Here is a 24155-nt window from a genome sequence, read left to right on the forward strand (position 1 = left end):
CCCTCCCGACCTTCCCCCACTTCGCGGGGGGAGGAGGAAAAGCCCTCCCCCGTCGCAAGATGGGGGAGGGTTTGGGTGGGGGCTCAACTCGACAACGTCTCCGCCCCCGTCATCCCCGCTCCCGGCCGCGTCCCTTCGCCTCCGCTTTCGGCGCGTCGGCGGGGGCCTCCTCCGCCGGTTTGCGCGCCACGAACAGAGGGGACGGCGACAGGCGGATGACCTCGAATCCCGTCTGTTTGGAGAAGCGCTGCGCCACCCGTTCGCTGGCCTCGCTGTAGCTGCCGCCGACCACCAGCACGTCGCGCATCATGCCCCAGGCGGCGACGACGCGGGCGGGGGTGATGGAGTCGGGGATGCGGCGGATGCGGGCGGTCCAGATGACGCCGGGCCGCGGCTCCAGCCGGTCGAAGACATAATGCCGCTCCACCGGTGCCTGCCGCACCTCGGCCAGCCGCTTCTCCGCCGCGGCCAGCGCCTCGCGCGCCGCGGCGACCTCGTCGTCCAGGGCGTTCGAGCGGCGCTCCACGGCCTCGATGGAGCGCCGCGCCTCGGCGATGGCGAGTTCGGTGCTGCGCAGCTTCTCCTCATCGCCTGCGAGCTGCGACCGCGCGCCGTGCAGCCGCCGACCGCTGTAGCGGGTGACGGCGGCGCTGAAGGCGATGAGCAGGATGGTCGCGTAGATCAGGAACGGAGTCATGCCGCCGGTTTCTGCCGTTCGGTGGCCGGCTGGCGCGGCACCCCGCGGGACGGCGCCGCCGCTTTCGTCGGCTCGGCGGCGTCCGCCGCGGTCGTGTCCGCCGGCCCCTCGGAGGTGGTGTCGGTCGCCAGGATGCGCCCGGGCACCACACCGGCGCGGCCGTGGAAGGCGCGCTGCACATGGCCCAGCGCCGCGTCGGCGCTCTCCGCCCAGACATGCGCGACGTTGCGGTGCTGCCAGATCTCGCGGGCGAAGATCAGCCGTCGCGAATCCAGGCGGTTGAAATCCGGTGTGGTCTTGAGTTCGCAGATGTAGAGCGCGTTGCCGCCGTCGGGCTGGCCCAGCTCGTGCACCATCTCCAGCTTGTCGGCCTGGAAGGATTTGATCAGCCCCTCCACCCGCGCGCGGTCGTTGGCCAGCCGGGCCAGTTCGGTCTGCCGGCGCGTCTCGCCATCCTCCGCCACGCCGAGCTGGCGGCGCAGCTCCTCCAGCGCCGCCTTGCGGCTCTCCACCTTGCCGCCGATCTGGGACGCGCGGCCGGACACGGCCAGGAGCTTCACCGACTCCACGACGATGGTGAAGCCCAGCCCGGTGGCGCAGACCACCACGAGCCCCAGAGCGAACACATCCATCGACGCCATGCCCACCGCTCCGTTGGAATCAACTTAGCGAAAACTCGATCGATTCTACCCCGATTGGCGGAGAGTGCAACGCAGCGAATTGAAACGGTTCCCGTCAGATTGCGGCGGCCTCCTCCTGGAGCCAAGCGCGAAATGCCATCACAGCCGGAAGGTCGGAGGTGCGGTGCGGGCACACCAGATAGTAGCTGCCCAGCTCCAGCACCGGCCGGTCGAAGGGCAGCACGAGCCGGCCGGCGGCGAGATCCTCGGCGACGAACTGCAGGTCGCACAACGCCACCCCCGCCCCGCTGGCCGCTGCCCGCCAAGCCGAGTCGTCGATGTCGAAGATCAGTCCCGACTCGGGATCGACGCCCGGCACGGGGTGGGTGCGCAGCCACGCCTTCCAAGCGGTGCAGCGCGGGCTGCCGTGCAGCAACGTGTGGTGGACCAGATCCTCCGGCCGGCGCAGCGGGTTGGCCCCCTCCAGCAGGGACGGCGCGCAGGCCGGGGCGACGCGCATGGTCACCACCGGGAACAGCCGGTCGTAGCTGACATGCAGGTGGTTGCCGTGGACGATGCCGGCGTCGAAATCCTCCCGGCTGAAATCCACCTCGTGCCAGGAGGTGGTCAGCCGCACCGCCAAATCCGGATGCCGGTCCTGGAATCGGGTCAGGCGCGGGATCAGCCAGCGCACGGCGAAGGTCGGCAGCACCTTGACCGTCAGGTCGCTGGTCGCCGGCCGCAGGGCGGCCACGGCATCGGCCAGCCGGTCGAAGCCGTCGGACAGGCGCGGCAGCAGCGCCGTTCCCTCCCGCGTCAGCTCCAGCCCGCGGTGCCCGCGGCGGAACAGCGCGACGCCCAGCACCTCCTCCAGCCCCTTCACATGGCGGCTGACGGCACCTTGCGTGACGTTCAGCTCCTCGGCCGCGCGGGTGAAGCTGAGGTGGCGTCCGGCGGCCTCGAAGGCGCGCAGCGCGTTCAGCGGCGGCAGGCGGCGGTTCGAACCGGTCATGAGTTTTCCTCGGTCAACGCCATGAGAATAACCCGTTTGCACGAGCTTGTGCGTGAGCTTAGGTCATGGCTGTGGCGCAACGCCGCGGGACCGCTGACGGAAAGGACGGGGCCATGGTCGGGCTGAGGATCGCAGGGTTTTCCGGGGGTGCGCTGGCCGGTCTTCTGGAGGCGCTGGCGGAGCGGCGGCGCCGTCGGGCGACCGAGCGGGAGTTGCGGCGGCTGCTGCGCGCCGGTCCGCATCTGCTGCGCGACGCCGGGGTGGACGAGGCGACCGCCCGCCGCCTTCTGGCCCAAGGGTCATACCCACAACGTGTCTGGGAGAATTGAGACAGGTCAAACCCCGCGGTGCCTCCTTCCGCTATGGTTGTTCCCGTGGGAATGCCGAGGGCGCGCCGATGATGGACTACAAGGGCTACAAGGCCCAGATCGACTTCGATGCCGAAGCCGGCGTGTTCGTCGGCGAGGTGATCAACACACGCGATGGCATCATCTTCACCGGCAAGTCGGTGGACGAGCTGCGGTCGGCCTTCGAGCGGGCGGTGGAGGACTACCTGGAGCTGTCGTCGGACATCGCCGCGAACACCGACCAGCCCTATTGCGGGCACATCGCCATCCGCATCCACCCGACCCTGCACCGCGCCATCGTCGCCTGCGCGCAGCGCGACGGCAAGAGCGTGAGCGCCTGGGTCGCCGACCGGCTGGCGGAGGCGACCGGCGTGTCGATGGCCCGCGCGGGCTGAGCACCGGCGTCACGGAGTCGCAGCAAAAGGGGCGCGTCCGCGATGGCGGGCACGCCCCTTTTTTGACCTGTGGGGCCCTCTCCCCGACGGGGAGAGGGCCGCTCGGATCAGCCCAGCTTCGCCATGGCGACGGCGGTGTCGCTCATGCGGTTGGAGAAGCCCCACTCGTTGTCGTACCAGGTCATGATGCGCACGAAGTCGCCGTCGATGACCTTCGTCTCCTTCAGAGCGAAAATCGACGAGCGCGGGTCGTGGTTGAAGTCGGTGGAGACCAGATCCTCGTCGTAGTAGCCGAGGATGCCCTTCAGCGGGCCGTCGGCCGCGGCCTTGATCGCCGCCTGGATCTCCTCGACCGTGGTGGCGCGCTTGGCCTTGAACTTGAAGTCCACGACGGAGACGTTGGGGGTCGGCACGCGGATGGCGGTGCCGTCCAGCTTGCCCTTCAGCTCCGGCAGCACCTTGCCGACGGCCTTCGCCGCACCGGTGGAGGTCGGGATCATGTTCAGGGCCGCCGCGCGGGCGCGGTGCAGGTCCTTGTGCATGGTGTCCACGACCCGCTGGTCACCCGTGTAGCTGTGGATCGTGGTCATGAAGCCGTGCTCGATGCCGACCAGGTTGTTCAGCACATAGGCGACCGGGGCCAGGCAGTTGGTGGTGCAGGACGCGTTGGAGACGATCTTGTGCTCGGCCGTCAGCTTGTCGGAGTTGACGCCGTACACGACGGTGATGTCCTCGTCCGTCGCGGGGGCCGAGATCAGCACCTTCTTGGCACCGGCCTGGATGTGCTTCTCGGCGTCGGCGCGCTTGGTGAAGATGCCCGAGCACTCCATGGCGATGTCGACGCCCAGGTCGCCCCAGGGCAGCTTGGTCGGGTCACGCTCCTGCACGACCTTGATCGCGTGGCCGTTGACGACGAGGTTGCCGTCGACGGCCTCCACCGTGCCGGGGAAGCGGCCGTGCACGCTGTCGTACTTCAGCAGATGGACGTTGGTGGCGAGGTCGGCGAGGTCGTTGATTGCCGCCACCTCCACATCGGTCCGGCCGCTCTCGTACAGCGCCCGCAGCACCAGACGGCCGATGCGGCCGAACCCGTTGATCGCAACCCGAACAGCCATTGCGTCCTCCAGTTCTCTCGACGTTCACGCGCCCCGGGGCATGGCGGTCCCGGGGCCGGGGTTGATTACAGACGTTCCTTCGCCGCGGCCACCACCGCATCCGCGGTGATGCCGAAGTGCCGGTACAGATCCTGATAGGGGGCCGATTCGCCGAAGCCGGTCATGCCGACGAAGCCGCCCTTCGGCCCGATCCAGCGGTCCCAGCCCAGCCGCACCGCCGCTTCCACGGCGACGCGCACGCCGGTGCCCAGCACCGCCTCCTGCTCGGCCGCAGTCTGCGCCTCGAACAGCGCCCAGCAGGGCATGGACACCACGGCGGTGCCGATCCCTTCGGCCTGGAGCGTGGCGCGCGCCTCCATCGCGAGGCCGATCTCCGACCCGGTGGACAGCAGGGTGACGCGCCGCTCCCCGTCCGCCTCGGCCAGCACATAGGCGCCCTTGGCGCTCAGGTTCTCGGCCCTGTGCTCGGTGCGCACGGTCGGCACGTTCTGGCGGGTCAGCGCCAGCAGCGACGGGGCGTCGCGGCGCTCAAGCGCGATCTGCCAGCACTCCGCCGTCTCCACCGCATCCGCCGGGCGCATCACCAGCAGGTTGGGGATGGCGCGCAGGGCCGCCAGATGCTCCACCGGCTGGTGGGTCGGCCCGTCCTCGCCAAGCCCGATGCTGTCGTGCGTCATCACGAAGACGACGCGCTGCTTCATCAGCGCGGCCAGACGGATCGACGGGCGGCAGTAGTCGGCGAACTGCATGAAGGTGCCGCCGTAGGGGATCACGCCCCCGTGCAGCGCCATGCCGTTCATCGTCGCGGCCATGCCGTGCTCGCGCACGCCATAGCGGACGTAGCGCCCGGCGAAGCTGCCGCGGCCCTGCACGTCGGCGCTGTTCTTGGCCTTGGTGTTGTTGGACGGGGTGAGGTCGGCAGAGCCGCCGATCAGTTCGGGGATGCCGGGCACCAGCACGTCCAGCACGTTGCCCGACGCCACGCGGGTGGCCCAGGAGGGCTTCTCGGCGGAAACCTTCCGCTTGAAGGCGTCGATCAGCTCCGGCAGGGCGCCCGGCACGGCCTTGTCCATGGCGTCGGCGAAGGCCTTGCGGGCGTGCCCGTCCAGCGCCTCGAACCGCTTGGTCCAGGCGGCGACGGCGTCCGCGCCGCGGCGGCCGGCGGCGCGCCAGGCCGCAAGAACCTCGTCCGGCACCACGAACGCCTCGTGCGGCCAGCCCAGCACCGAGCGGGTGGCGGCCACCTCGTCGGCGCCCAGCGGCGCGCCGTGGGCGTTGTGGCTGTTGGCCTTGTTGGGGGCGCCCTTGCCGATGATGGTGCGGCAGGCGATCAGCGACGGGGTGTGGGTGGCGCGCGCCGCCTCGATGGCGGCGGCGACCGCCTCCGGATCATGCCCGTCCACCGCCTGCACATCCCAGCCATAGGCGCGGAAGCGCGCCTGGGTGTCGTCGGTGAAGGACAGGGTGGTCGGCCCGTCGATGGAGATGCGGTTGTCGTCCCACAGCACGATCAGCCGGCCGAGCTGGAGATGGCCGGCCAGCGAGCACGCCTCGTGGCTGACGCCCTCCATCAGGTCGCCGTCCGACGCGATGACATAGGTGAAGTGGTTGACGAGGTCGTCACCGAAGCGGGCGTTGGTGATCCGCTCGGCCAGCGCCATGCCGACGGCGGTGGAGATGCCCTGACCCAGCGGCCCGGTGGTCATCTCCACGCCGATGCTCGGATCGACCTCCGGATGGCCGGGGGTCAGGCTGTGGAGCTGACGGAAGCGCTTGATCTGGTCGATCGTCATGCGCTCGTAGCCCAGCAGATGGGCCAGCGCGTAGATCAGCATGGAGCCGTGGCCGGCCGACAGCACGAAGCGGTCGCGGTCGTGCCAGCGCGGGGTCGCCGCGTCGAACGTCATGAACCGGGTGAACAGCACCGTGGCGACGTCGGCCATGCCCATCGGCATGCCGGGATGCCCCGACTTGGCGGCCTCGACGGCGTCCATGGCGAGCACGCGGATGGCGTTGGCCATGGTCGCGAAGGGTACGGCCGGCGGCGTGCCGGCGCTGGTCGGGGAAGGCGACATCGGCGGAGGGGTCCTGATCGTTCGGCAACGTGAAAACAGCACCGACGCGGGCGGCCGCGCCGGGTCCCCGCCGGATGGCGCACCATGCAGAACCGGTGCGCCCAGGTCAACCGGCTGTTTGGGCAGACCCGGCCCCCGCCGATGGGGTGGGTGGGGGAGGGGTGTGCGGCGCGGACGCTTCCCATCCAGCGCAACACGTCACCCCGCCGGCGGGTAGCTCTTCAGCGCGTCCTCCACCTTTGCCAGCCACGCCTCGCGGTCGGCAAGCCCGTTGGTGCCGCCGTTGATCAGCTTGGTGACCTTGGTGAAGTCGCCGGCGTCGCAGGACGGGTTGATGGTCTTCCACTTCCAGAAGGCGCAGGCCACGGTCAGCGCGTGCTGCGGGTCGGACGCCATGTCCGGGTTGTTCTCCAGGTCCAGCCCGCAATAGCCGCCCAGCGTGCGGTAGGCGTCGCGCCCGGTGATCTGGATGTAGCCGCGCCCGCGGAAGCGCCAGCCGTCGCCGCTCGCCTCGTTGCCGTTGCCCATGCGGTCGGCGTAGCAGTTGTTGGCGATCGCCTCCGGCTTCCGGTTCAGGGTGTTGGCGACGTCGTTCGGCACATATTTGCCGTTGGCGTCCTTCTTGTAGCCGCTGCCCTCCTTCACCGCGTAGCGGCTGGGCCAGGTGGCCGCCAGCCCCTGCGCGCTGTAGTTCAGGTTCTCGGTGAAGATGGTCAGCCCACCCGATTCGTGGCCGATCTGCGCCAGGAAGTAGGACAGCCGGTTGGTTCCGTAGGTGATCGCGAAGGACGAGAACACCGCATCGCCGTTCGCGGCGATGGCGTCGATGTGGCTGGAAGGTGCCTTGGGGTAGAGGGTGGTAAGCAGCGTCCGGTTCACCGCGTCGCTCCATGGCTTTTCATCGCGGGAACATCCCACGAAGATCACCCGCGGACGATAGTGGCGCAATCGAAGAATCTCAAACTGATTGCACAACTTTTCAGAGGTGCGCGGCGCCCTGTCATCCCTCTTTCCCGTTGACGCGCGCGCCGGCTTCGCCCACCTCTAGGGGATGTTTTTTGTGCAATTGCGAACGCACCGGGCCGGATTCGCCGCATGGACACCTTGAGAGCCGCGCTGCAACGACTGGAGCGGGCGGTCGGCCGCCTGGAACACGCGGCCGTCGGCCAGACGGGCCGGGCCGTGGCGCGGACGCGCGAGCTCGGCGATCAGGTGCGCGAGGCGCGCACGGCCGAGGCGCTGGCCGTGGCGAACGCGGAGGAGATGTCGCGCCGGCTGGAATCCGCCATCGGCCGGCTGGAAGCGGTGCTGGAGAGCTGATGCCATGGCGACGGTGGAAGTCGAGGTCAACGGACGCCCCTATCTGCTGGCCTGCGAGGACGGGCAGGAGAGCCGTCTGCGCGAGCTGGCCGCCTACGTCGATCACCGGCTGAAGGGCCTGACCGGCGGCGGGCGCAGCGGGGCGGAGGCGCAGATGCTGGTGATCACCTGTCTGGTGCTGGCGGACGAGCTGCAGGACGTGATCGCCGGCCGCGACGTGCTGGCCGGCCGCGGTCTGGTCGCCCATCACCCCGGCCTCGCCCCGGAGGAGGCGGAGGATCTCACCGCCTCGGTCAACGATCTGGCCGAACGCATCGAAGAGGTTGCGGCGCGGCTCGAGCGCGCTTAGCTTACGAACAGGAAGGCTGCTGCCTGGTGCGTCAGGCCGCATTATCCCCAGGGCCGTAACCCTACCTCTCGGGAGCTGTCCCTACCGGGGTCGTGGCCCCGGTACACGGCGCCCACCTGCGTAAGCAGGCCATGGAGGATAGGCACATGGCCAACGGCCGAGGCGGCACCTTCCAACCCATTCCCGATATCGCCTCCCCAATCGACGATCCGGCCGCCGCCAAGGCGGCGCTGCGCACCCGTATGAAGGTGGTTCGCGACGGGCTTGCCGATCCCCGGGCCGCCAAGGCGCTGCACGACCGGCTGCTGGGGGTGGTGCCGCTGCCGCCGGGGCCGGTGGCCGGCTACTGGCCGCTGGGCTCGGAACTCGACGTGCTGCCGCTGCTGCGCCGGCTCCATGGGGAGGGACGTGCGGTTGCGCTGCCGGTGAGCGGGCCGCGCGGCACGCCGCTGGTCTTCCGCTCCTGGGAGCCGGACTGCCAGATGGCCAAGGGCCGCTACGGCATCGCGGAGTGCGGGGAGGACCGGCCGGTGGTGGTGCCGGCGGTGCTGCTGGTGCCGATGCTGGCCTTCGACCGGGCCGGGCACCGGCTGGGCTACGGGGCCGGCTATTACGACCGCACGCTGGCCGAATTGCGGGCGCGCGGGCCGGTGCTGGCGGTGGGCGTCGCCTACGCCGGGCAGGAGGTGGAGGCGGTGCCCCGCGGCGGTTATGACGAGCCGCTGGACTGGATCGTGACGGAGCGCGAGGCGCTCAGACTGGCATGAGGACGAAGGGCGGGCGATGAGGATTCTGTTTCTGGGCGATGTGGTGGGGCGCACCGGGCGAGACGGCGTGCTGGCGGCGCTGCCGGTGCTGCGCGAGCGGCTGGACCCCGACATCACCGTCGTGAACGGCGAGAACTCCGCCGGCGGCTTCGGCATCACCATGAAGATCGCCGACGAGTTCTTCGCCGCCGGCGTCGATGTCATCACCACCGGCAACCATGTCTGGGACCAGAAGGAGCTGGTGGGGCAGATCGACCAGCAGCCCCGGCTGCTGCGCCCGCTCAACTATCCGGAGGGCACGCCCGGCTGCGGCTTCGTGCTGCTCCAGACCCGCGGGCAGCGCGCGGTGCTGGTGGTCAACGTCATGTGCCGGCTGTTCATGGACGCGCTGGACGATCCCTTCGCCGGGATGGAGCGGGTGCTGCGCGCGCACCGGCTGGGCCCCGGCGGCGTCTCCGCCATCATCGTCGATGTGCACGGCGAGGCGACCAGCGAGAAGATGATCATGGGCCACACGCTGGACGGCCGCGCCAGCCTCGTGGTCGGCACCCACAGCCACGTGCCCACCGCCGACCACCAGATCCTGCCGGGCGGCACCGCCTATCTGTCGGACGCCGGCATGTGCGGCGACTACGACAGCGCCATCGGCATGAAGAAGGAGGTCGCGGCGGCCAAGCTCATCCGCAAGCTGCCGACCGAACGGCTTTCCCCCGCCGAGGGGCCGGCCACCGTCTGCGGCGTCTATGTGGAAACCGACGACCGCACCGGACTGGCGCTCCGCGTGGAGCCGGTGCGGCTCGGTGGGCGGCTCAGCCAGCATCTGCCGATGCGGGGTGGGTGAGGTCGCCTAACGCGGCACCGACAGTCCCGTCTTGTCCGCGGTGATGGCGTCGGCCGCGGCGGGTTGCGCGGTTATCGGCGGCAGGAAGGTTGTGAAATTCTCCGTGGTCAGCGCGGTCGCCCCGCGGGGCGTCGTGCGCACGACCTGGGACGGCGGCAGCGGGGTGCCGTCGCGCAGATGCGCCAGCATGGCGTCGAGGGCTCGTGCGTAATAATGCTGGATCGGCAGATAGGCCGGCCCGCCGTCGCGTTTGAAGGCGGGGATCAGCGACTCGAAATGCTGGGTGTTGGTCACCTCGATGTAGGACAGGCGGCTCCGCGGCCCCTCCACCAGCGCGTTGAGCGCGCTGTAGGCGCGGCCGGCGTGGTTGGGGTGGATCACCTGATCGTCGCGGGCGGCGACCAGCAGCGCCGGCAGCCCGTGCAGGTCGCCGCCGGAGGTCACCTCCGCCATGCCCTGCCGCACCCGGCGGCCAGCGTCGCCCTGGCCGCGACCGTCCTGGCCGCCGCCTTCGCCCGTCACCAGCGCGCGCCAGCACAGCGCCGAGTCGAGGTTGAGGTCGGCCCGCCCGGTGCTGCGCGACACCGCCATCGGCTCGGCGACGGGGCCGTTCTCCGCACGGTCGGCGATCACCGCGATGCCGCCGGAGGGTGGGAGGATGTTGCCCGCCGCAAACAGCAGCGCCGCCGCGGCACCGGGCAGCGGCGCCGGACGGCCGTCGGGGCCGGTGGCGGCGAAGCTGGTGCCGCAGGGGTTCTCCTGCACCAGGAAGCGGCCGTAGCCCTGCGGGTAGGTGCCGATGATCTGCCGGTAGCCGCCGGCCCAGGCCATGAAGGGCAGGGTGAACAGGCTCTCCCGCAGCACGCCGTGCGCGGTGATCCGCTCCAACGCCTCCGCCGCCTGCGCGGCGGTGTCGGTGGCGGTCAGCAGGCCCTTGTCCTTCAGCGAGGCGCAGCGGTTGGCGCGCAGCGTCTGGCCGGCGCCGCCGCCGTTCGGCTCACGGTCCTGGAAGGGCGCGCCGGCCAGCGCCGGGGCCAGCGCCGCGCAGTCGGCGTAGAGCGCGAGCTGCGTGTAGTAGTCGATGAAGTGCCGGCCGGGGTCGGTGACCGGTTCGCCCCCGTAACGGATCACCATGCCGTCGCGCGGCGCGGGGATCACGTTGGGGATCACGGTCACCACCGCGTCGATCAGCCCGTCGCGGTCGGTCTCCGCCGCCTGGATGGCGGCACCGCCGCCGTTGGACACGCCGGCGGCGATCACCAGGGTGTTGGCGGGTGTGATGCTTTCCGTTCCGGTGCCGAGATGGTCGTTGAGCGCCCACAGCCCGGCGCGTATCGCCTGGAGCGTGTAGAAACCCCAGCGGCTGTCGACGTTCTTCCCGGAATGGGCCTGTTTGTAGGCCAGCCGGTCCGGGTTGGCATCGATCCAGGCGGCGAGCCCGTCGCGGTCCGGCGCGCGGAAATTGGGCGCCTCCGCCCCGTTCGCCGGGCGCAGACGCCCCAAACGGTCGTAGACGGTGCCGCGTGTCAGATCGTGGTAGGCGTTGCCGGTGCCCTTGTCGGTGTGGGCGATGGCGCAGCGGTTGCGGAAGGCCCATTCCGCCGTCGTACCGACCGCACCGTAGACGTTGCGCGACCCGGACGAGGGCCCGGTGACAAGGCAGGGACGCTGCCGGTCGAAGTCGGCTGGGATCTGCACCAGCACCGTCTGCAGGCCGCCGCCCGCGCCGTCATCGGTCTGCATCAGGTATTCGCGTCCGGCGACCAGCCCCTTGCCGCCGCGATCGGTGTAGCCCGGCCCCAGGTTCGGTCCGAACAGCACCGTCCAGCCGCCGCCGGGCGAGGTGTCGATCAGCCCGCGCCACGCGTTATGGACGGCGCGGCGGCGCAGCTCGTCGGGGGTCGGGGCGGCGGGGTCGGCGATCGTGGGCAGGGTCGCCGACGCGATGCCCTCCGCCCCCAAACCCGCGGTCAGCAGGTCGTCGGTGACGCCGTCCAGATCGCGCACCACCACGCTGCCCGGCACCACGAAGCCCGGTGGCGGGACCGCGGCACCGGCGCCGGCGTCCAGCAACAATCCGATCACACCGGCCGCACCGGCCACCATCACCCGCCGCATGCTCCCCATCCCCCGTGTTGTTCTTGTCCGCTCCGCCGACAGTACGCCAAACGTACATGCGGAAGGTCAAGCGGGCGTGCGGGGTGGAGAGGGCCGCCTCAGCCGGTGGCGCGCTTGATGAGGAACACGTGGTTGTGGTCGCCGCGCCGTTCGTAGCGGACGTCGTCCATCATCGACTTCACGAAATGGATGCCCAGCCCGCCGATGGGGCGGTCGTCGACACCGCCTTCCAGCACCGGCGGCCGTGCGTCGTTGAAGGGGTCGAAGGCGGGGCCGTCGTCCTCGATCACCGCGGTCACAAGCCGGTCGCCGTCCAGCGTCACCCGCACGGCGATCTCATGTTCGGTACCCGGCTCGAACGCGTAGGAGATGACGTTGGTCAGCAGCTCGTCGAGGGCCAGGTTGAAGTTGAAGGCCAGCGTCGGCGGCAGGTCGTGACCATCGAAGAATTCTTCGATCGTTTCCGCCAGACGCGGGATTTCCTCCAGATCGTTTCGCAGTTTGAGGTCGAGCGCGTCGGTCATCGGCCGCCGGTGGTTGCGTGTGCCGCCATCCGCCGGTACCCGGCGGCCGCCAGGAGGATGCCGGGCGTATCCTGACGGTCCCGATTGTAGGGGAGCGAACGCAGCAGCGGCAACGGGAATCTCCCCGATGAAACCGTGCTCCGGACCTCCGGTTGTCATGCGGTGCGGATCCCCAGGAGGTCGCTGGCAGAGCAGGGTCGGACCGGTCCAAGCGTGACCTGCGCTGTTTTGCCGCAGGGCCTGTCGCCGCGGCGATCCTCCGCAAGGGATCGGCGGAGGGCGTACGGCGTGCCGGCTCAATCGCGGGGCGGCAGCGACTTCCGAGACCGATAGATGTCCGCCGGATCCCAGACCGCGCCATGCCGACGGCGCGGTTTGCGCCTGGACGGCGGCACGATGTCCCCGAGCGTCGAGACCCCATCGGGGGTGGAGCGGGCGGCGACCAGAACCGTGTCGGCCGACTCGTCACCTTCACGCGGGTCGGAGAGATGGGGCGAAAGCGACGCAAGCAATGAGAGAATTTCATCCGAGATGGCCGGCGGTGCGTTACGCCACAACCTCAGCAAACGTGCATCGCGACGGCTTATCCCCGTTCCGCCCTCGACCGACCGGGCCCGTCCGTCCGTCGGCGCAACGTTACTTTGCATATCCCGGTAGTTGTCGAAGAAAAAGCTGACCGGAACATCGAGCACTTGACTCAAACGATAGAGAGTTCCCGCGGAAATCCGGTTCGACCCCCGCTCGTACTTCTGCACCTGTTGGAACGTCAAGCCAATCGCTTCGCCGAGACGCTCCTGGCTCATGCCGAGAAGAGTTCGGCGCATGCGGACTCGCTGGCCCACATGAGCGTCGACCGACCATGATTCCGGCGACCCCCGGCGACCTCTCTTGCGTGCGACCGTTTCGCTCATGTGATGGCCATCCTATGCTTGTAGAGGTGCGCACAGGTCTATTAACATTTCCGCGCATTCTTTACACACATCTAGTCCATGTTCAAGACCAATCGCGCCATATCCTTGGCGGTGGTCCGGACACCGCCGGGGTGTGGTTGCACGGAGGTTGGCGTGCGCCGATTGCGCCTGTAGAAGGAATGATCTGCCCCGCACCACACGCGCCGGAGGGAACCCATGCCCCGATTGTTCGCCTGTCTGTTCGTCCTGATCCTTGCCGCGGCCCCGCTGTCGGCGCGCGCGGCGGACCGCCTTCCCGCCGTCGAGACGGTGCCCGCGCAGGTCGAGATGCCAAGCGTCGCGAACCGCTGGGGCATGGTGCCGGGCGAGGCGCTGACCGTCGGCATCGGCGTCGTGGCCGGGGTGATCGCAATGGATATGATGGTCGGTTCGGCGCCGGCGTTGATCGCCGGGGCCGTGGCCGGGGCGCTGATCGGAAGCTGGTGGTTCGACGCCTACGGCCCGACCCTGAAGCCGATCACCGGTGCCATGAAGGGCGGCGCCATCTAGGCAGCCTCGTCAGGATGTCCGGCCCGCCCGCCCGTGCGCAGGGCCGGACATCCCGGTCGGGCGCCGTTCACTCCTCGGGGAACAGCGCGGTCTCCATGATCTCGCCGTTGGCGCAGGCCGCGCGGCGGTGCTGGAGATAGGCGCTGCGCTGCGCGGCGTACGCATCGACCGATGTGTGGTCGAAGGCGGCCAGCGCGGGTGCCGCGTCGAGCGCGCCCACCGCGCCTGCCGCAAGTACACCCGCCCACAGATCCTCCCCGGCCAGGGACAGGCCGCCGGCGATCATGGCGGCCTGTGCGGTCGCGTCGCGCAGCGTGCTCGGCCCGTAGAAGGGGATGATCAGGAACGGCCCCTCCGGGACGCCGTGGGCGCACAGGGCCTGGTCCATGTCCTCGGGGCGGGAGACCAGCCCCATGGCTCCGGCGGCGTCCATCACCCCGGCCAGCCCGATGGTGGAGTTGATGGCGAAACGGGCGACGGCGACTCCGGCGTTGGCGAAGTCGCCCTGCAGTCCGCTCGACGCCGCGGTCACCGGTTCCCGCAGGTTGGCGATGGCGTTGCTGACGCCGTTGCGCAGCACGTCGGGCACGGTGCTGCGGTACAGCCCGGCGGCCGGGACCAGCACACCGTCGAGCACCGCGCGGTTGAAGCCGTGCACGGCCCGGTTCATCGGTTCCAAAGGGTCGCTCCAGAGGTCGGCGGCGGCTTGGCCGGGGCTGGCCAGGATGGCGGCGGCCACCGCCGCTGCAAGTATTGATTGCGCCATCCGGTGCCTCCATCGATAGACCCGCCGATGCCCACCGCACCGACGTGGGGGGAACGCCGGTGCCGCGGCCGGGGGTTCACACCCGGTGCGGGGGCAAAGGAGGGACGGCCATCCGGGCCGGCAACATCCGTCGGGGTTCCACCGCCGGTGAGGCGTGCGTACGTACGCTGCAAGCCGCCACTGCATAGACGGCGGCGTACGCTCGCCTTGACAGGCGCCGCGTGCTTGCGGTCAAACCATTCACGAACACGGTCCATAAATATCGCTCGCGGTGCGGTAGCCTTTCGGGCTAATCAATGCCGCGGGTCTGGAGCATCGCGTCGAGGGCGGTCATGGCGGTTTCCGAGGATGTGAAGAAGCGGTTTGCCGAGTACGTGAAGGTTCAGGCGCTCGGTGGACGCTACATCGACCGCGAGACGGAGAAGAAGATTCTCGAGGACGGCGTGATGCGCTTCGAGCTGGGCCTGGACGACGGGCGCCAGATCATGCTGGGCGTGGCGTCCGACCAGGGATACGTCTTCGAGTCCGAGGCGGAGAAGAGGATCGCCGAGATCCTGGAGGATTACGCCGACAACGGGCGCATCGAGAAGCGGCAGTTCAACGACGCCGTCGGCTTCTACCGTCGCTTCTGCGCGTTCGGCGTGAGCGAGGACGAGGCGAGGAAGCGGATCAAGAAGATCATGATCGCCAACGGCTGGACGGCCAAGCGCAACGGCATGCTGGGCACCCGCCGCTGGTACAACAAGGTCGAGGCCGAATAGGCGTACGGCTTCGGCGCATAGCGCATACACGAGAAAGGCCGCCGGTCACCCGGCGGCCTTTCTTGTTCGGGCCTCGATGCGCCGTGCGCTTACTTGGCGCTGATGCGGGCCATGGTCAGGGTGGTCAGCGCGGCGATGCCGCGGTCGGCCGCCACACGTGCCTGGGCATGGGTCATCCAGCTTCCGGTCTCCGGGTCGATCGGGGCCGGCAGCTTGGCCAGCTCGTCCACCGTTCCAGCGAGATCATCCGCCGACAGCCGGGCGCGTGCGTCCTGCACGATGGCGTACGCGCTGTCCGCCGGGGGCGTGTCCAGGCGGACGATGTAGGTGAAGTGGGTGACCGCGGAGGACACGCTGGTGTACCAGCCGCCGGCCTCCTTCTGGGCCGGAACCGGCACGCCGGCGCTCACCGCCGCCGAGGCCGCGCGCGGGAAGTCGGCGCGCAGCTGGGCGCGGCTGGGGATGCCGGTGCTGGCGAAGGAGGCGAAGCCGGCGACCGCCTTCTCGATGTCCGCGTCCTTGCCGGCGATCGCGCGCAGCGTGGCGAGCTCGCTGTCGAAGGGGCCGGTGCGGCGCAGCGCGTTGCGCAGCTCGCCGACCGCCAGGGCCAGCGTGGCCGAACGCAGGTCGGTGGCGGTGGCCGCCCCGCCCGCGATGCTGCCGGAGAGCTTGCCGACCTGCTCGCCCAGCGCCGCGACCTTCTGCTCCATCTCGCCCAGCGAGCGGCCGACGCGCGCCTGTTCGGCGTCGAGCTTGCGCACGGGGTCGGGAAGGCCGGCCAGCTTGGTCACCGCCGGCACCCAGTACGGGGTCGCCACGATCGCCGCGGCGGTGCCGAGCAGCGACAGGACGAGCGCCACCACCACCGTGCCCGCGCCGCCGCGGCGCACGATGACGGTCTGGGGCGCCGGAGTGGCCGTCGCGGATTGGGGAGTCGTCTGGCTTTCGGAATCGCTCATTGAGGAGGCCCCCGTGTCGTCTGCCGGTTGAAGCTTGTACGACTGATACAGAGGCACGCGCGAGAACTCAACGGCGACTTGCGGCGTTGGCCGATTCGCCGCTCCGCAGCATGCGTTTGTCATCACCTCGGGCAATCGAACCGCTGCCGTCGCACGGAGGTGTCCGTCCACCGTGCCTACCACGGTGTGCCGAAACGTACGGAAGCGTCAACCGGACGTGCATCGCAGCATTTTATGCTCCCGTCCGGGCGTGATGCTTTGCTACTATTGCCATCCGTGCGGCCTGTCCGCCCGCGCCGATCCCGGGCGCGTGGCCGGTCGGCGCCCGAATCCAAGTGAGGGGGCGTGCCGGCGTGTCCACGCCCGCACGGACGGCCCGGATCCACGCGAACAGCCCGGATAGGTGAAGCATGGCCCAGCAGAACGGAAACGACCAGGTGGACACCCCGGACGGAGCGGCCGACGCCGCGCACACGCCGGTCGAGCGGCTCATCGAGCGATTCGGCGGCATCCGGCCGATGGCCGAGAAGGTGGGTGTGCCGGTCAGCACCGTGCAGGGCTGGAAGAAGCGCGCCGCCATCCCCGGCGCCCGCCAGGCCGAGCTGCGCGCCGCCGCCGAGAAGCACGGCATCGCCTTCGCCGATGGTGAGCTGGACGGCGTCTTCCGCATGGAGGAGCCGGCCGTCGCCGAGGCGGCGGCCGCCGCGACCGCGGCCGAACCGGCGCCCGAATCCGCCCCCGAGCCAGCGCCGGCCGTCGAGCCAGCGCCGGCCCCCGAGCCTGTGGCCGTGGCGCCCGCGGCGGAGCCCGCCGCCCCCAGCGTCTTCGCCGGTGCGCCGTCGCCGGTGTCGGCGCTGGCGCACGCGTATGTGCATGGTGTGGGCGACAAGCCGGCCGCGGCGGCGCCGGAACCGGCCGCCCCGCCGCCGGCCGACAGCGTCTTCGTCGGCGCACCGTCTCCGGTGTCGGCGCTGGCGCATGCGTACATGCACGGCGTCGGCCACGCGCCGGCCCCGGCCTCCTCCGGTGGCGGGGCCGGCGTCGCCGTGGTGGCGGCACTGCTGGCGATCATCGGCGCCGGTGCCGCGGTGACGGCGCCGCTGTGGTCGCCCGACTATCTCGAACGGTCCGGGCAGGTGTCCGGGCTGGAGACGCGGGTGAACGACCTCGAGGGCCGGCTGGGCTACGCGCTCACCACCGGCACCTCGCTGTCCGACCGGGTCGCCGCGCTGGAGAAGGCGGCCGCGGCGATGGACCGCAAGGTGGCCGGAATCGGCGCTCTGGCGGTGCGCGACCTGCGCGAGGCGCTGGCGGGTGGCACGCCCTTCGCCAGCGAGCTGGCCGCCGTGCGCGCGTCGGGCATCGCCGACGACGCGTCCGGGGTCGCCCTCGACGCCATCGCCCCCTTCGCCGCGAAGGGCATTCCGACCCGCGACCAGGTGGTGCAGCGCTTCGCGTGGCAGGTGCCGGCGGTGGTGCGCGCGGACATGGGCGGGCTCGACTCCGGCCTCGGCGAGCGGGTGCTGGGCTGGGTCACCGGGGTGGCCGGGGTGCTGCGCCTGCCGGTGTCCGACAGCTCCGACGGCCAGAGCACGCCAGCCCTGATGGCGCGCGCCGCCGGCATGCTGGAGCGTGGGGAGTTCGCCGCCGCCGCCGATCTGGTGTCGATGCTGCAGGGGCCGTCCGCCGCCGCCGTCCAGCCCTGGCTGGCGGAGGCGCGGGCGCGCATCGCCGCGGACAACGCCAGCGCCCTGCTGACCAAGCGTGTCGCGACCCTGCTTCCCTGACCGGTGCCGCATCGCCGCCGCGGCGCACCGCGTACGCGCCGCGGCGGCCGATCGTCCCCGTGCTGTATTTTGATACGCCACGCCGGTCCGCAGCCGTGCTAAAGAGGCGGCGTCCGGCCGTCCTGCTCACGGGGCGGCCACCGGCCATCCCGTTCATGGTGCGCCCTTCGGCCGCGTGGCCGGCAAGCCGTTCAGCAAGAGGGTTCGTCGCCGTATGAATTCCAGGCAAGCACTCCAGCAGCGCCTCACGGGCCTGGAAAGCCACCTGCGTTCGGAAAACCCGGTCCTGCTGCCGATCATCCCGACCTTCCGGGATTTCGACCGGGTGCTCTGCAAGCTCGGCCTGCTGAAGAACGACGAGTCGCTGGCGACGCGGATTCCCTGGTGGCCGATGATCGCGGTGCTCGGCACCTTCTCGTCGGGCAAGTCCACCTTCATCAACAGCTACCTCCAGGCGCCGTTGCAGAGCACCGGCAACCAGGCGGTGGACGACAAGTTCACGGTGGTCTGCTACGGCGCCGACACCCGGCACGAGGCGCTGCCGGGCACCGCGCTGAACGCCGACCCGCGCTTTCCCTTCTACCGGATCAGCGACGAGATCGAGAAGGTCGCGGCCGGGGAGGGCAAGCGCATCGACAGCTACCTCCAGCTCAAGACGCTGGCGAGCGAGCGTATCCGCGGCAAGATCCTGATCGATTCGCCGGGCTTCGACGCCGACGACCAGCGCCGCTCGATCCTGCGGCTGACCGATCACATCATCGACCTGTCGGACCTCGTGCTGGTCTTCTTCGACGCCCGCCATCCGGAGCCGGGCGCCATGCAGGACACGCTGCGGCTGCTGGTGTCCAAGACCGTACGCCGCGCCGACGCCCGCAAGTTCCTCTACATCCTCAACCAGATCGACACGACCGCGAAGGAGGACAACGCGGAGGCGGTGTTCGGCGCGTGGCAGCGCTCGGTCGCCGGGGCCGGGCTGGTCAGCGGCCGCTTCTACGGCATCTACGACCGGGCGTCGGCCGGCGTGATCGAGGACGAGGCCAAGCGCGCCCGCTACGAGCAGAAGTGTGCGACCGACCTGACCGAGATCTACGGCCGCATCGCGGAGGTGGAGATCGGCCGCGGCTACCGCATCGTCGGCATGCTGGACAGCATCGCCAAGGAGGTGGAGGGCGAACTGATCCCGGTGGTGCAGACCGCCATCGCCCGCTGGCGCCGCCGCGTGCTTTGGGGCGACGCGCTGTGGCTGGCGCTGCTGCTGGGCGCCATCGGCGGCGTGGTCTACGCCGCCGGCACGGACAGCGTGCCGCCCTTCCTGACCTGGCTGATGGAATGGCAGCCGGCGTGGCTGGCCGGGCTGCCGGTGCGGGCGGTGGCGGCGCTGCTGCTGCTGCTCGGTCTGTTCGGGGCGGGGCATTTGTGGATCCGCCGGCTTATGGCGCGTGGCATCGCCGGCAAGCTGCCGGAGCGCATGGGCGAGGCCGACCTCAACCCGCGCAACGCCTTCCTGAAGAACACCGGGCTGTTCCGCAGCATCCTCAGCTCCTCGCCGGTCGGCTGGGGGCGGGGTGCCCGCAAGCGCATCTTCGCCATCCGCGAGGCGGTGGCCGCGCATGTGCAGCGGCTGAACGACATCCACACCGACCCGGCGGGCCGGCGCAAGCCCGACGCCGCACCGGCGCCCGCCGCCGGCGAGACGACCAACGCACCGATCGCATGACCTGGGAGATGCGCCCGTGAGCGAGCCGAGCCGCGACGATCAGAAGACCGCCCCGTCCTTCGGCGCCGAGTCCGGAGCGAAGCCCTTCCCCGAGTTCCTGGTGCCGCCGCCGGGCGCGGACCCGGGGCCGAAGGACGGGGCGCGGGCCGAGGCGAGAGCTTTCCAGGAGCCGCCGGCGCTGCCGCGGCTTGCCACCGACGCGCCGCTGCCGCCGCTCGCCGCCAAGCCGCCGCGCGCCCGCGGCACCGGGCTGGCTCTGTTCTGCGCGCTGATCGCGCTGGTCGGGGCGGGCGGCACCATCGCCGCACCCAGCCTGCGACCGATCCTGGCCGAGCAGCTGCGCGCCCAGTTCGGCGACAAACCCTGGGTCGGCATCGTCACCGGCACGGCCGACACCCGCCCGCCGGAGGTGATCGAGGTCGACCTCCAGCGCTTCGACCAGCGGATCAACGCGCTCAGCACGGCGCTGGCGACCACCCCGGCCGGCCAGCCGGTGGACCGCGACACGCTGAACCGCTTCGTCGAGGCGTCGGGGGAGAGCGAGCGCTTCCTGTCGCTGACCGATCAGCTGCGCCGGGCGGAGGATCAGGTGCTCCAGCTCTCCAAAGCGCTGGGCGCGCTGGAGACGAGGCTGGCGAAGATCGACAGCCGCGCCGACCAGATGGAGGCCAGCGGCCGCGCGCTGGCCGTCCGGCTGGAGCAGGGCGAAGGCACGGCGCGCGAGCACACCAGCCGCCTGTCGATGGTGGAGGGCGGCATGACCAAGGCCGTCGCCCGGGCGGATGAGCTGGCCGGCGCCCAGACGGCGGCCGGCGGGCGGCTCGACGGCGTCGAACAGAAGCTGGTGCAGGTGGCCGACGCCGGGGCTGCGGCGGTGGCCGCCGTCGCCAGCCGCGCCACGGCTCTCGAGTCGGGCGCCCAGGCGGTGGTGGCACAGATCGCCGGGCTCGGCGACTCGATCAAGGCGGTGACCGACCGCACCGCGGCGGTCGAGGCCGCCGTGCAGGCTGCGACGGTCGCCACCGGCGAGAAGGTCGCCGCGGTGGAAACCGCGCTCGCCGCGCGGATCGACGCTGTCGATGGGCGGGTCACCGCGACGGACGGCCGGGTGACCGCTGTGGACGGCCGGGTGACCGTGATCGATGGCCGGATGGACGGGATCGACGGCGCCATCGGACCGCTGCGCGACTCGGTGCAGGCCAACAGCCAGGGCGTCCAGGCGCTGGGCACCCGGATCGACGAGGTGGAGGAGAAGATCCCCGCCCCGACCGCCGGGCCGGTGCTTCTGACGCTCGCCACCCGCATCCGCACCGCGCTCGACGAGGGCGAGCCCTTCGCCGCGGAGGTCCAGGCGCTGCGCCAGTTCGGCGGCAACGACCCGGTGATCGCCGCCTCGGCCGAGCGGCTGGCCCCGCTCGCCACGCGCGGCGCTCCCAGCCTGTCTCTGCTGCGCCGCGACTTCAACACCGCCGCCAAGAAGGTGCTGGAGGCCGAGGAGGCCGCGGCGCCCCCCTGGTACGAGCGGCAGATGGCGACCGTCCAGTCCTATTTCGGCTGGACCGTCGCCCCGCCCGCGGTGCCGGGGGAAGCCGCCCGCGCCGCGCTGGGCCGCGCCGCCGCCAGCATCACCAACGGCAACTTCGCCGAGGCGGTGAAGGATCTGGCCGCCCTCCAGCCGCCCGGCGCGGTGCACGCCGACGCATGGCTGCGCATGGCGATGATCCGCGTGGAGGCCGAGCGCGCGCTGCGCGGCCTCAACGAGGCCGCCCTGCGCCGGCTGGCCTCGGCCGAGGTGAAGCCGTAGGGTGCGACCGTGGCGGGCGGCGTCAGCCCCCGCCGCCCTCCGGCCCGCCGCTGCTTCGTACGTCCACCGGCAGGCCGGCCTTCTTCCAGGCCGAGAAGCCGCCTTCCAGGTGGCAGACGCGCGGCACCCCCATCCGTTGCAGCAGGTCGGTCGACAGCGCCGAGCGCCAGGCGCTGGCGCAGTAGAGCACCAGCCGCTGGCCCGACGCGAAGACCGGCTTGTGGTAGGGGCTGTCCGGGTCCACCCAGAATTCCAGCATGCCCCGCGGCGCGTGGAAGGCGCCGGGGATCATGCCGTCGCGGGCCAGCTCGCGCGGGTCGCGGATGTCCACGAACAGCGTGTCCGGATCGCCGTGCAACGCCGCCGCCCGGTCGAGCGGCAGCGTCTCGATCCGGGCGTTGGCCTCGTCCAGGAGCTGGCGGTAGCCGACGGTCAGCGCCATGGCCGAACCCCCTTACTGCGGGGCCATGCGGATGGCGCCGTCGAGCCGGATGACGTCGCCGTTCAGCATCTCGTTCTCGGCGATGTGCTGCACCAGCCGCGCGTATTCCTCCGGCCGGCCGAAGCGCTTGGGGAAGGGCACGGACGCGGCGAGGCTGTCCTGCACCTCCTGCGGCATGCCCAGCAGCATGGGCGTACCGATCAGGCCCGGCGCGATGGTCATCACGCGGATGGCGCTGCGGGCGAGGTCGCGCGCCGCGCAGATGGTCAGCGCCACGACACCGCCCTTGGACGAGGCGTAGGCCGCCTGCCCGATCTGCCCTTCGTAGGCGGCGACCGACGCGGTGTTGACGATCACGCCGCGCTCGCCGCTGTCGGTGGGGTCCAGCTTGGCCATGCCGGCGGCGGCCAGACGCAGGATGTTGAAGGTGCCGATCAGGTTGACCTCGATCACCCGGCGGAAGGCTTCCAGCGGCATGGCGCCATCGCGGCCGACGATGCGCTGGGCGGGTGCCACGCCGGCGCAGTTGACGGCGATGCGGGCGGCGCCGTGCGCGCCCTCGGCCTGGGCGAAGGCCTTCTCCGCCGAGGCGGCGTCGGTCACGTCGCAGACCAGCCCCAGCCCACCGATCTCGTTCGCGACCGCCAGGACGGCGTCCTCGTTCACGTCCAGCACGGTCACCTTGGCCCCGAGCGAGGCGAGGTGGCGGGCGGTCGCCGCCCCCATGCCGGACCCGCCGCCGGTCACCAACGCCGCGACGCCGTCGATTTTCATGAAACCCTCCCGTTGTGTGTTCCGTTCTCTGATCGCATGTGTAGCAGAGCCGTGCCGGCGTGGGAAACCCGCCCGCTTGCGGCCGAATGGAGGAGCCATGACCGAGGGCACCGCTGAACCGCCCTTCGATCCGTTGAAGGTGGCGCGCGACGAGACGCTGGTCCGCCGCCGCTTCTGGGACAAGCTGCGCGCCAACGTGAAGCGGCTGCCGTTCCTGGAGCACGCGCTGGCCGCTTGGTACTGCGCGATCGACCCGGCCACCCCGGCCACCGCCAAAGCGGTGCTGATGGGTGCGCTCGCCTATTTCATCATGCCGGCCGATCTGGTGCCGGACTGGCTGCTGGTGGTCGGCTTCACCGACGACGCGGCGGTCGTCATGGCGGCGATCCAGGCCGTGCGCGCCAACCTGCGGCCGGAGCATTACGACCGCGCCCGCGCCGCCCTGCGGGAGGAGGAGAGGGCGGCGGCGTGAGCCGCCCTGCCGTTGTTGTGGCGCCGCCGCGGCCGCCGGTCACTCCGCCGCGGCCGGCACCGCGGCGCGGGTGCGGCGGGCCAGCTTGGCTTCGCGGTGGCTGATGTAGAGGGTCGAACCAGCGATGATCGCGGCGCCCACCCAGCCCCAGCCGTCCATCATCTCGCCGTACAGGCCATAGGCGAGCAGCGCCGTGAAGGGCAGTTTCAGGTAATCATAGGGCATCAGCGCCGACGCCTCGGCCAGATGGAAGGCGCGTGTCAGCGCCAGATGGCCGAGCGTCAGGCCGGCGCCCAGCAGCGCCATCCAGCCGAGCATCGCCCAGGACGGCCAGCTCCACACGAACAATGCCGGCACCAGCGACATGGGCGTCAGGAACAGCACCATGTAGGTCACCATCGCCACCGTGCCTTCGGAGCGCGCCAGCGACCGGACCTGGAGGGTGGTGGCCGCGGAGAAGATGCAGCTCACCAGCACGATTCCCGCCCCAATGGTCAGGCTGCCGGCCCCCGGCCGCAGGATGATCAGCACCCCGATGAACCCCACGACCACCGCGATCCAGCGCCGCAGCCGCACCACCTCCCCCAGGAACAGGGCGGCGCCGATGGTGGCGAAGAGCGGCAGGGTGAAGGCCAGCGCGGTAGCGTCGGCCAGCGGCACCACCGACAGGCCGTAGAACCAGGTCAGCATGGCGCACAGGCTGGTGAGGGACCGCGACAGGTAGAGACCGACCCGGCTCGTCCGCAAGGTCAGCCCCGCCCCGACCACCAGCGGAAGCAGGCACAGAAGGCTGAAGAAGTTGCGGAAGAACGCCACCTGGAACGGGTGCACCTCGCTGGTGGCGTGCCGGATCAGGATGTTGCCGGTGGCGAAGATGGCCGTGGACAGGACCATCCACAGCACGGCCTGCGTGGCCGGTGACAGCCTCGGGAGCGGGAGCGGAGAGGGCAAGGGGGCGACCGATCGGGTGACGGCGGCAATGGGCGTTCTCCGAATGTGTTGCGTACGAACCATGAGCGCCAGTGTCCAAGCG

The 24155-nt window shown here is 70.8% G+C and carries 26 protein-coding genes and 1 other RNA gene; 13 read left to right on the plus strand and 14 right to left on the minus strand.

The window, feature by feature from the left end; translation table 11 throughout:
• Nucleotides 1-109 precede the first annotated feature (109 nt).
• From HL658_RS22445 to gcvA, 3 genes are all read right to left on the minus strand, one after another.
• Nucleotides 110-697 carry a hypothetical protein gene (locus HL658_RS22445; RefSeq protein WP_180283039.1) on the minus strand — a complete coding sequence of 196 codons (588 nt, stop codon included), beginning with the start codon at nucleotides 695-697 and terminating at the stop codon, nucleotides 110-112.
• Nucleotides 694-1338, minus strand: a complete 645-nt coding sequence (locus HL658_RS22450; RefSeq protein ID WP_180283038.1) for a hypothetical protein — start codon at nucleotides 1336-1338, stop codon at nucleotides 694-696. The genes HL658_RS22445 and HL658_RS22450 overlap by 4 nt, the downstream gene beginning before the upstream one ends.
• Nucleotides 1339-1432: 94 nt before the next feature.
• Complete coding sequence (gcvA, locus tag HL658_RS22455) at nucleotides 1433-2329, minus strand: transcriptional regulator GcvA (RefSeq protein WP_180283037.1); 897 nt, start codon at nucleotides 2327-2329, stop codon at nucleotides 1433-1435.
• 113 nt (nucleotides 2330-2442) lie between these two features.
• Between gcvA and HL658_RS22460 the strand changes: the two genes are divergently transcribed.
• Entirely contained in the window at nucleotides 2443-2658 is a 216-nt protein-coding gene (locus HL658_RS22460; protein WP_180283036.1) for a hypothetical protein, read from the plus strand.
• A gap of 68 nt (nucleotides 2659-2726) precedes the next feature.
• A complete protein-coding gene (locus HL658_RS22465) occupies nucleotides 2727-3071 on the plus strand; it encodes a type II toxin-antitoxin system HicB family antitoxin (protein WP_180283035.1) in 345 nt (114 codons plus the stop codon).
• Between the two features lie 107 nt (nucleotides 3072-3178).
• Here HL658_RS22465 and gap read toward each other — a convergent pair whose 3' ends face one another.
• The 3 genes from gap to HL658_RS38080 form a co-directional block, all read right to left on the minus strand.
• A complete protein-coding gene (gene gap / locus HL658_RS22470) occupies nucleotides 3179-4186 on the minus strand; it encodes a type I glyceraldehyde-3-phosphate dehydrogenase (protein WP_180283034.1) in 1008 nt (335 codons plus the stop codon).
• Between the two features lie 65 nt (nucleotides 4187-4251).
• Nucleotides 4252-6261, minus strand: a complete 2010-nt coding sequence (gene tkt, locus HL658_RS22475) for a transketolase (protein WP_246337785.1) — start codon at nucleotides 6259-6261, stop codon at nucleotides 4252-4254.
• A 198-nt stretch (nucleotides 6262-6459) separates the two neighbouring features.
• Entirely contained in the window at nucleotides 6460-7140 is a 681-nt protein-coding gene (locus HL658_RS38080) for a glycoside hydrolase family 19 protein (RefSeq protein WP_180283033.1), read from the minus strand.
• 216 nt (nucleotides 7141-7356) lie between these two features.
• Here HL658_RS38080 and HL658_RS22485 point away from each other — a divergent pair, with 216 nt between their 5' ends.
• The 5 genes from HL658_RS22485 to HL658_RS22505 all read left to right on the plus strand — a co-directional run bounded on the left by HL658_RS22485 (nucleotide 7357) and on the right by HL658_RS22505 (nucleotide 9538).
• Nucleotides 7357-7581, plus strand: coding sequence for a hypothetical protein (locus tag HL658_RS22485; protein WP_180283032.1), 225 nt, complete (start codon nucleotides 7357-7359; stop codon nucleotides 7579-7581).
• Between the two features lie 4 nt (nucleotides 7582-7585).
• On the plus strand, nucleotides 7586-7930 hold the full coding sequence (locus tag HL658_RS22490) for a cell division protein ZapA (protein WP_180283031.1): 345 nt from the start codon (nucleotides 7586-7588) through the stop codon (nucleotides 7928-7930).
• A gap of 13 nt (nucleotides 7931-7943) precedes the next feature.
• Nucleotides 7944-8103: non-coding RNA, 6S RNA (gene ssrS, locus HL658_RS22495), on the plus strand.
• 57 nt (nucleotides 8104-8160) lie between these two features.
• Nucleotides 8161-8697, plus strand: a complete 537-nt coding sequence (locus tag HL658_RS22500) for a 5-formyltetrahydrofolate cyclo-ligase (protein WP_281378850.1) — start codon at nucleotides 8161-8163, stop codon at nucleotides 8695-8697.
• Between the two features lie 16 nt (nucleotides 8698-8713).
• On the plus strand, nucleotides 8714-9538 hold the full coding sequence (locus tag HL658_RS22505) for a TIGR00282 family metallophosphoesterase (RefSeq protein WP_180283030.1): 825 nt from the start codon (nucleotides 8714-8716) through the stop codon (nucleotides 9536-9538).
• A 6-nt stretch (nucleotides 9539-9544) separates the two neighbouring features.
• On the opposite strand, the gene HL658_RS22510 is transcribed toward HL658_RS22505, so the two are convergent.
• The 3 genes from HL658_RS22510 to HL658_RS38245 form a co-directional block, all read right to left on the minus strand.
• Nucleotides 9545-11656, minus strand: coding sequence for a 3-hydroxybutyrate oligomer hydrolase family protein (locus HL658_RS22510; RefSeq protein WP_180283029.1), 2112 nt, complete (start codon nucleotides 11654-11656; stop codon nucleotides 9545-9547).
• A 98-nt stretch (nucleotides 11657-11754) separates the two neighbouring features.
• Complete coding sequence (locus HL658_RS22515) at nucleotides 11755-12180, minus strand: ATP-binding protein (RefSeq protein ID WP_180283028.1); 426 nt, start codon at nucleotides 12178-12180, stop codon at nucleotides 11755-11757.
• 296 nt (nucleotides 12181-12476) lie between these two features.
• Nucleotides 12477-13091, minus strand: a complete 615-nt coding sequence (locus tag HL658_RS38245; protein ID WP_425485361.1) for a helix-turn-helix domain-containing protein — start codon at nucleotides 13089-13091, stop codon at nucleotides 12477-12479.
• Between the two features lie 216 nt (nucleotides 13092-13307).
• Between HL658_RS38245 and HL658_RS22525 the strand changes: the two genes are divergently transcribed.
• Nucleotides 13308-13640: a hypothetical protein gene (locus HL658_RS22525; RefSeq protein WP_180283027.1), complete on the plus strand. Its 333-nt coding sequence runs from the start codon at nucleotides 13308-13310 to the stop codon at nucleotides 13638-13640.
• Between the two features lie 67 nt (nucleotides 13641-13707).
• On the opposite strand, the gene HL658_RS22530 is transcribed toward HL658_RS22525, so the two are convergent.
• Nucleotides 13708-14406: an MlaA family lipoprotein gene (locus HL658_RS22530; RefSeq protein ID WP_180283026.1), complete on the minus strand. Its 699-nt coding sequence runs from the start codon at nucleotides 14404-14406 to the stop codon at nucleotides 13708-13710.
• A gap of 332 nt (nucleotides 14407-14738) precedes the next feature.
• Between HL658_RS22530 and HL658_RS22535 the strand changes: the two genes are divergently transcribed.
• Nucleotides 14739-15167 carry a hypothetical protein gene (locus tag HL658_RS22535; RefSeq protein ID WP_180283025.1) on the plus strand — a complete coding sequence of 143 codons (429 nt, stop codon included), beginning with the start codon at nucleotides 14739-14741 and terminating at the stop codon, nucleotides 15165-15167.
• An 89-nt stretch (nucleotides 15168-15256) separates the two neighbouring features.
• Here HL658_RS22535 and HL658_RS22540 read toward each other — a convergent pair whose 3' ends face one another.
• Nucleotides 15257-16126, minus strand: a complete 870-nt coding sequence (locus HL658_RS22540; protein ID WP_180283024.1) for a COG4223 family protein — start codon at nucleotides 16124-16126, stop codon at nucleotides 15257-15259.
• A gap of 410 nt (nucleotides 16127-16536) precedes the next feature.
• Here HL658_RS22540 and HL658_RS22545 point away from each other — a divergent pair, with 410 nt between their 5' ends.
• The 3 genes from HL658_RS22545 to HL658_RS22555 all read left to right on the plus strand — a co-directional run bounded on the left by HL658_RS22545 (nucleotide 16537) and on the right by HL658_RS22555 (nucleotide 21434).
• Nucleotides 16537-17913 carry a COG4223 family protein gene (locus HL658_RS22545; RefSeq protein ID WP_180283023.1) on the plus strand — a complete coding sequence of 459 codons (1377 nt, stop codon included), beginning with the start codon at nucleotides 16537-16539 and terminating at the stop codon, nucleotides 17911-17913.
• A 214-nt stretch (nucleotides 17914-18127) separates the two neighbouring features.
• Complete coding sequence (locus HL658_RS22550) at nucleotides 18128-19630, plus strand: dynamin family protein (protein WP_180283022.1); 1503 nt, start codon at nucleotides 18128-18130, stop codon at nucleotides 19628-19630.
• Nucleotides 19631-19646: 16 nt separating this feature from the next.
• Complete coding sequence (locus HL658_RS22555) at nucleotides 19647-21434, plus strand: COG4223 family protein (RefSeq protein WP_180283021.1); 1788 nt, start codon at nucleotides 19647-19649, stop codon at nucleotides 21432-21434.
• Nucleotides 21435-21456: 22 nt separating this feature from the next.
• Here HL658_RS22555 and HL658_RS22560 read toward each other — a convergent pair whose 3' ends face one another.
• Both HL658_RS22560 and HL658_RS22565 read right to left on the minus strand, forming a co-directional pair.
• Nucleotides 21457-21876 (minus strand): rhodanese-like domain-containing protein, encoded by a 420-nt coding sequence (locus HL658_RS22560; protein WP_180283020.1) that lies wholly within the window; start codon nucleotides 21874-21876, stop codon nucleotides 21457-21459.
• 12 nt (nucleotides 21877-21888) lie between these two features.
• Complete coding sequence (locus HL658_RS22565) at nucleotides 21889-22650, minus strand: SDR family NAD(P)-dependent oxidoreductase (RefSeq protein WP_180283019.1); 762 nt, start codon at nucleotides 22648-22650, stop codon at nucleotides 21889-21891.
• Between the two features lie 97 nt (nucleotides 22651-22747).
• On the opposite strand from HL658_RS22565, the gene HL658_RS22570 reads away from it, so the two are divergent.
• A complete protein-coding gene (locus HL658_RS22570; RefSeq protein WP_180283018.1) occupies nucleotides 22748-23122 on the plus strand; it encodes a YkvA family protein in 375 nt (124 codons plus the stop codon).
• Between the two features lie 39 nt (nucleotides 23123-23161).
• On the opposite strand, the gene HL658_RS22575 is transcribed toward HL658_RS22570, so the two are convergent.
• Nucleotides 23162-24016 (minus strand): DMT family transporter, encoded by an 855-nt coding sequence (locus tag HL658_RS22575; protein WP_180283017.1) that lies wholly within the window; start codon nucleotides 24014-24016, stop codon nucleotides 23162-23164.
• Between the last annotated feature and the right edge of the window lie 139 nt (nucleotides 24017-24155).

This window comes from Azospirillum oleiclasticum (assembly GCF_013423485.1).
Taxonomy (GTDB): Bacteria; Pseudomonadota; Alphaproteobacteria; order Azospirillales; family Azospirillaceae; genus Azospirillum; species Azospirillum oleiclasticum.

Excerpts from the sequence above, each read along its gene's own strand:
- HL658_RS22465 (WP_180283035.1), top strand. The coding sequence starts at position 2,727 with ATGATGGACTACAAGGGCTACAAGGCCCAGATCGACTTCGATGCCGAA.
- HL658_RS22485 (WP_180283032.1), top strand. The coding sequence starts at position 7,357 with ATGGACACCTTGAGAGCCGCGCTGCAACGACTGGAGCGGGCGGTCGGC.
- HL658_RS22490 (WP_180283031.1), top strand. The coding sequence starts at position 7,586 with ATGGCGACGGTGGAAGTCGAGGTCAACGGACGCCCCTATCTGCTGGCC.
- tkt (WP_246337785.1), bottom strand. The coding sequence starts at position 6,261 with ATGTCGCCTTCCCCGACCAGCGCCGGCACGCCGCCGGCCGTACCCTTC.
- HL658_RS22530 (WP_180283026.1), bottom strand. The coding sequence starts at position 14,406 with ATGGCGCAATCAATACTTGCAGCGGCGGTGGCCGCCGCCATCCTGGCC.
- HL658_RS22570 (WP_180283018.1), top strand. The coding sequence starts at position 22,748 with ATGACCGAGGGCACCGCTGAACCGCCCTTCGATCCGTTGAAGGTGGCG.
- HL658_RS22505 (WP_180283030.1), top strand. The coding sequence starts at position 8,714 with ATGAGGATTCTGTTTCTGGGCGATGTGGTGGGGCGCACCGGGCGAGAC.
- HL658_RS22545 (WP_180283023.1), top strand. The coding sequence starts at position 16,537 with ATGGCCCAGCAGAACGGAAACGACCAGGTGGACACCCCGGACGGAGCG.
- gap (WP_180283034.1), bottom strand. The coding sequence starts at position 4,186 with ATGGCTGTTCGGGTTGCGATCAACGGGTTCGGCCGCATCGGCCGTCTG.
- HL658_RS22450 (WP_180283038.1), bottom strand. The coding sequence starts at position 1,338 with ATGGCGTCGATGGATGTGTTCGCTCTGGGGCTCGTGGTGGTCTGCGCC.
- HL658_RS22540 (WP_180283024.1), bottom strand. The coding sequence starts at position 16,126 with ATGAGCGATTCCGAAAGCCAGACGACTCCCCAATCCGCGACGGCCACT.
- HL658_RS22560 (WP_180283020.1), bottom strand. The coding sequence starts at position 21,876 with ATGGCGCTGACCGTCGGCTACCGCCAGCTCCTGGACGAGGCCAACGCC.
- HL658_RS22525 (WP_180283027.1), top strand. The coding sequence starts at position 13,308 with ATGCCCCGATTGTTCGCCTGTCTGTTCGTCCTGATCCTTGCCGCGGCC.
- HL658_RS22550 (WP_180283022.1), top strand. The coding sequence starts at position 18,128 with ATGAATTCCAGGCAAGCACTCCAGCAGCGCCTCACGGGCCTGGAAAGC.
- HL658_RS38245 (WP_425485361.1), bottom strand. The coding sequence starts at position 13,091 with ATGAGCGAAACGGTCGCACGCAAGAGAGGTCGCCGGGGGTCGCCGGAA.
- HL658_RS22565 (WP_180283019.1), bottom strand. The coding sequence starts at position 22,650 with ATGAAAATCGACGGCGTCGCGGCGTTGGTGACCGGCGGCGGGTCCGGC.
- HL658_RS22535 (WP_180283025.1), top strand. The coding sequence starts at position 14,739 with ATGGCGGTTTCCGAGGATGTGAAGAAGCGGTTTGCCGAGTACGTGAAG.
- HL658_RS22460 (WP_180283036.1), top strand. The coding sequence starts at position 2,443 with ATGGTCGGGCTGAGGATCGCAGGGTTTTCCGGGGGTGCGCTGGCCGGT.
- HL658_RS22510 (WP_180283029.1), bottom strand. The coding sequence starts at position 11,656 with ATGCGGCGGGTGATGGTGGCCGGTGCGGCCGGTGTGATCGGATTGTTG.
- gcvA (WP_180283037.1), bottom strand. The coding sequence starts at position 2,329 with ATGACCGGTTCGAACCGCCGCCTGCCGCCGCTGAACGCGCTGCGCGCC.
- HL658_RS22515 (WP_180283028.1), bottom strand. The coding sequence starts at position 12,180 with ATGACCGACGCGCTCGACCTCAAACTGCGAAACGATCTGGAGGAAATC.
- HL658_RS22575 (WP_180283017.1), bottom strand. The coding sequence starts at position 24,016 with ATGGTCCTGTCCACGGCCATCTTCGCCACCGGCAACATCCTGATCCGG.
- HL658_RS22445 (WP_180283039.1), bottom strand. The coding sequence starts at position 697 with ATGACTCCGTTCCTGATCTACGCGACCATCCTGCTCATCGCCTTCAGC.